1 protein-coding gene is annotated in these 5812 nt (G+C 69.9%); it reads right to left on the bottom strand.

The annotated features are described in order from the left end of the window. Window positions 1-5678: non-ribosomal peptide synthetase (locus ORI94_RS34840; RefSeq protein WP_266083080.1), on the bottom strand; the 5678-nt coding region annotated here is incomplete at its 3' end. Window positions 5679-5812: the final 134 nt, after the last annotated feature.

Raw genomic sequence — 5812 nt, 5'->3', positions numbered from 1 at the left:
ATCCCCACCACAAAATTCTCAAAAGCACCCCGAGACACCACCACACCCTTCGGCCGCCCCGTCGAACCCGACGTGTACAACACATACGCCGCAGCACCGGAGGAAACCGAGCGCCGCAGAGTCGCACCGGACCAGCCGGCCACCTCTTCGACGACCTCCGGCGCATCCAGCACCACACGCCGCGACCCCTCCGGCAAACGCGCCACCAGCGCGTTCACGGTCACCGTCACCAACGGGTCGGCGTCTCCCACCACATACGCCAACCGCTCCTCCGGGAACTCCGGATCCAACGGCACATACACACCCCCGACCTTCCACACCGCCAACAACGTCACCACCAGATCCACCGAACGCGGCAACACCACCCCCACCACAGAACCCACACCCACACCACGATCCACCAGCACACCCGCGACGCCTTCCACGCGCGCGTTCAACTCCCCGTAGGTCAGGCGCTCTTCGCCGCACACCACGGCCCACGCGTCCCGCCGCTCCGCGACGTGCTCCTCGAACCACTCCACCAGCGAACCCGACGGAACAACCACATCCGTCTCGTTCCACACCCGCACGACGCGGTCGGCCACGTCGGCCGGCAGCACGTCGATCGTGTGCACGAGCGTCTCCGGCTCACGGGACACCGTGTCGAGGAGAGTGTTGAGCCCGGAAGTGAAGCGCTCGACGGTTTCCGCATCGAAGAGCTCGGTCGCGTACTCGACGCTTCCTCGGAGCTCGAACCCGCCGTCCGCCACGGCGGTTTCGGCGAGTTCGAAGGTCAGGTCGAACCGCGAGGTGACGTCGGCGAAGGAGACCGGCTCGACGTCCACGCCGCTGATCTCGGCACCGAGCTCGGGCTGACGCTGGTTGGTGCAGGTCAGCATCGTCTGGAAGAGGGGATGCCGGGCGAGGGAGCGGGCCGGGTTCAGCGCCTCGACCAGCCGCTCGAACGGCACGTCCTGATGCTGATACGCCGCAAGATCCGTATCCCGCACCCGACCCAGCAGCTCGGCGAACGTCGGATTCCCCGACAGGTCGGTGCGCAGCACCAGGGTGTTGACGAACAGACCCACCAGATCCGCGAGGCTCTCGTCCGTACGACCCGCGATCGGCGAACCGATCGGCACATCCTCACCCGCACCGAAACGCGACAGCAGCGACGCCACCGCCGCGTGCACCACCATGAACATGCTGCACCCCTGCGCACGCGCCAACTCACGCAAGCGCGCCGACACATCGGCGGGTATCGCGAAGCCCGACCGTGCACCACGGTGTGAGGCGACCGCCGGCCGGGGCCGGTCGACGGGAAGGCTCAGCTCCTCCGGCAGACCGTCCAACTGACGACGCCAGTAAGCCAGTTGCTCGGAAACCAGACTCTCCGCATCATCCTCCGCACCAAGCACCTCACGCTGCCACAACGCGTAATCCGCGTACCGCACCGGCAACTCGGCCCACACCGGCTCCCGACCCGCCGCACGTGCCGCGTACGCACGCGTCAGATCACGCGCCAGCGGGCCCAGCGACCCGCCGTCGGCGGCGATGTGATGCACCACCACGACCAACACATGTTCGTCCGCGGCGACGCGCAGCAGCTCCGCGCGCAACGGCACCTCCGCCGCGAGGTCGAAGGCATACCGCGCCGCCTCCACGACTGCCGCGTCCAGCCCTTCGGCCACGATGTCCCGTACCGCCAACTCCGGTGCGGCGGCCTCGAGTACGACCTGACCACCCCCGAGCTCCGAGTCCGCGAACACGGTGCGCAGGCTCTCGTGCCGCGTGACGACGTCGCCCAGGGCGGCCCGCAGAGCGGCGACGTCCAGGGCGCCCGACAGACGCAACGCCAACGGAATGTTGTACGTGGGGCTGGGTCCCTCCAACTGGTGGAGGAACCAGAGGCGTTGCTGCGCGAACGACACCGGAACCCACTCCGGCCGCTCCCCCGACGCCACCACACCAGGCCGCACGCGTCCCGCCCGCTCCTCCAGCACGCGTACGAGCGCCGAGGGGGTCGCGTTCTCGAACACATCCCGAATCCGGACCTCGACCCCGAGGACGGACCGCACCCGCGCCACCAGACGCGTCGCCAGCAGCGAATGCCCGCCGAGAGCGAAGAACCCGTCGTCCACGCCCACGGACTCAAGGCCGAGCACCTCGGCGAAGAGGCCGCACATCAGCTCCTCGCGCGGATCACCCGCAATCCGCGAACCGCCGGACGCACCCTCCCAGTCCGGAACCGGAAGCGCCTTGCGATCCACCTTCCCGTTCGGCGTCAACGGCACCGAATCCAGCGCCACCACCACCGACGGCACCATGTACTCCGGCAGCCGTCGAGCGGCCTCCGCGCGTACGCCCGCCGGGTCCGAGTCGACGCCTGCGGGCACGACGTACGCCACGAGCCGCCGGTCGCCCGGGCGGTCCTCCCGCACCATCGCCACGGCCTGCGACACCGACGGCTGCGCGACGAGTGCTGCCTCCACCTCGCCCAACTCAATGCGGAAGCCGCGGAGTTTGACCTGGTCGTCCGCCCTGCCGACGAACACGATCTGGCCGTCGGCGTCCCACCTCACCACGTCGCCCGTGCGGTACATACGGGCTCCCGCGGGGCCGAACGGGTCGGCGACGAAGCGTTCGGCGGTCAGCCCGGGGCGGTGCCAGTAGCCACGGGCCAGACCGTCTCCGGCGATGTACAGCTCACCGGGCACACCCGGCGGTACAGGGCTCAGCCCCTCGTCCAGGACGTACAGCCGCGCGTGCGGGAACGCCCGTCCGACCGGTACCGCTCCGTCCGGTGTCGGCGCCCCCGGTGCCAGCACGAACTGACAGCAGTTCACGGTGGCCTCGGTCGGGCCGTAGGCGTTGACCACGGTCACGTCCGGGTGGGCGGCTCGCCAGCCGTCGAGCGCGGCGCCGCCCAGGGCCTCACCGCCGAGCACCAGCGTGCCGGACGGCCGCATCGCGTCCGGTACGAGGGAGAGCACCGGCAGGTGGCTGGGCGTCACCTTCGCGATCGCGACCCCGTCGGCGCCGGAGACCTCGGGCGGCACAGTCGTCCGCTCGTCCCACTCCGCCAGCCATACCGCGCCGCCGGTGGTGAGGGGCGTGATCAGGCCGGTCACGGTGAGGTCGAACGCGACAGACGAGCCGACCATCGACACTCCGGCCATGTCCGGGTAGGAGGAAGCCGCGTGGCCGACGTACGTCGACACGCTCCCGCGGGACACGACGACGCCCTTCGGCCGTCCTGTCGAACCGGACGTGTAGATGACGTACGCCGCACAGTCCTCCCCGACCGGCACGGCTGTCCCGGGAGGCGCCTGGTCCGCCACGTCGTCCGGCACATCGGCGAGTTCGATCGCCACAGGGGACGCGGTCTCCGGCACCAGCGGGGCGAGCGCGCCGGTGGTGAGGGTGAGCGCGGGTGCCGCATCGGTCAGTACGTAGCCGATGCGGTCGGCGGGGTACTCCGGGTCCACGGGTACGTAGGCGCCGCCGGCCTTCCACACGGCGAGCAGCGCGGCGACGAGGTCCGTGCCGCGCGGCAGCAGCACGCCGACGAACGACTCGGCGACGACACCGCGGCTCCGCAGCAGACGGGCCAGCCGGTCCGCGCGTGCGTTCAGCTCCCCGTACGAGGCGGCGCCGTCTGCGCTCACCACGGCGAGTGCGTCGGGGGTGGCCCGTGCCTGGCGTTCGAAGCGCTCGACGAGCGGCACCGCGGGAGCGGGTACGCCCGTGTCGTTCCACTCGCGTGTGATCCGCGCGAGGTCGGCCTCGGACAGTACGGGGAGGGTACGGACCGGGCGTCCCGGTTCCTCGACGACGAAGGTCAGGAGCCGCTGCAGGCCGGACACCAGCCGGACGGCGGTCTGCTCGTCGAACAGATCCTGGGAGTAGGCAAGTTGGCCGACAATGCCAGCCGCCCGGCCCTCGGCGTCGGACCGCTCGGTGAGGGTGAACGCGAGGTCGGTTTTGGCCGTGTCGACCTCGAATGCGTACGGGGACACCTCGATCGGCCCATCGGCCGAAACCGGACCGTGAGGGTCCTTGGTGTTGTAGGTCAGCATCGTCTGGAAGAGGGGGTGCCGGGCGAGGGAGCGGGCCGGGTTCAGTGCCTCGACCAGGCGCTCGAAGGGCACGTCCTGGTGCTGGTACGCCGCAAGGTCCGTATCCCGCACCCGACCCAGCAGCTCGGCGAACGTCGGGTCGCCCGAGAGGTCGGTGCGCAGCACGAGGGTGTTGACGAACAGGCCCACCAGGTCGGCCAGGCTCTCGTCCGTACGGCCCGCGATCGGCGAACCGATCGGCACGTCCTCGCCCGCACCGAAACGCGACAGCAGCGACGCCACCGCCGCGTGCACCACCATGAACATGCTGCACCCCTGCGACCGCGCCAACTCACGCAGTTGAGCGTGAAGCTGCTCGGGGATCTCGAACATCACCCGTGCACCGCGATGCGAGGCGACCGCCGGGCGGGGACGGTCGACGGGGAGGCTCAGCTCCTCCGGCAGACCGTCCAACTGACGACGCCAGTAAGCCAGTTGCTCGGCAACCGGACTCTCCGCATCATCCTCCGCACCAAGCACCTCACGCTGCCACAACGCGTAGTCCGCGTACTGCACCGGCAACTCGGCCCACACCGGGGCCCCTCCCTCGACGCGCGCCGCGTACGCACGCGTCAGATCACGCGCCAGTGAGTTCAACGACTCGCCGTCGGCAGCGATGTGATGCACCACCAGCACGAGCACATGCGCGCCGTCGCCAAGCCGCAGAAGCTCTGCCCGCAACGGCACCTCCGTGGCGAGGTCGAAGGCGTAGCGCGCCGCCTCCTCCACGGCGGTGTCCAGCTCCTCCACGGCGACCTCGCGCACGGCCAACTCGGTTACGGCCGAGCCCAGTACGACCTGTACCGCTCCGTGCTCGGAGGAGTCCGCGAACACGGTGCGCAGGCTCTCGTGCCGCGCAACGACGTCACCCAGCGCCGCCCGCAGAGCGGCGATGTCCAGGGCGCCCGACAGACGCAACGCCAACGGGATGTTGTAGGTGGGGCTGGGTCCCTCCAACTGGTGGAGGAACCAGAGGCGTTGCTGCGCGAACGACACCGGGACCCACTCCGGGCGGCTCGCCGCGAACACTCCAGGCCGCACACGACCCGCCCGCTTCTCCAGCACCCGCACCAGAGCGGCCGGTGAAGAATGCTCGAACACATCCCGCACCGCAACCTCGACCCCGAGGACGGACCGCACCCGCGCCACCAGGCGTGTCGCCAGCAGCGAATGCCCGCCGAGAGCGAAGAACCCGTCGTCCACGCCGACGGACTCAAGGCCGAGCACCTCGGCGAAGAGGCCGCACATCAGCTCCTCGCGCGGATCACCGGGGACCCGCGAACCGCCGGACGCGCCCTCCCGGTCCGGAACCGGAAGCGCCTTGCGATCCACCTTCCCGTTCGGCGTCAACGGCATCGAGTCGAGCGGCACCACCACGGACGGCACCATGTAGTCCGGCAACTTCAGCTGGAGATGACGACGGACCTCCGAAACCACGCCCTCGTCACCGGACACCACGTACAGCACGAGGCGCTGGTCCCCCGGGCGGTCTTCCCGGACCATCGCGACGGCCTGCGCGACGGACGGAAGCTCCACCGCGACGGCCTCGATCTCGCCCAACTCGATACGGAAACCACGCAACTTGACCTGATCATCCGCCCGACCGACGAACACCAAATGACCGTCCCTGTTCCAACGGACGACGTCACCCGTGCGGTACATCCGGCTTCCCGCGGGACCGAAGGGATCCGCGACGAAACGCTCACCCGTCAAAC

The sequence above is a fragment of the Streptomyces sp. NEAU-W12 genome (assembly GCF_026242095.1).
Taxonomy (GTDB): domain Bacteria; phylum Actinomycetota; class Actinomycetes; order Streptomycetales; family Streptomycetaceae; genus Streptomyces.
Note: the sequence above shows the minus strand (reverse complement) of the source record. Positions and strands in the feature narration are given on the sequence as shown.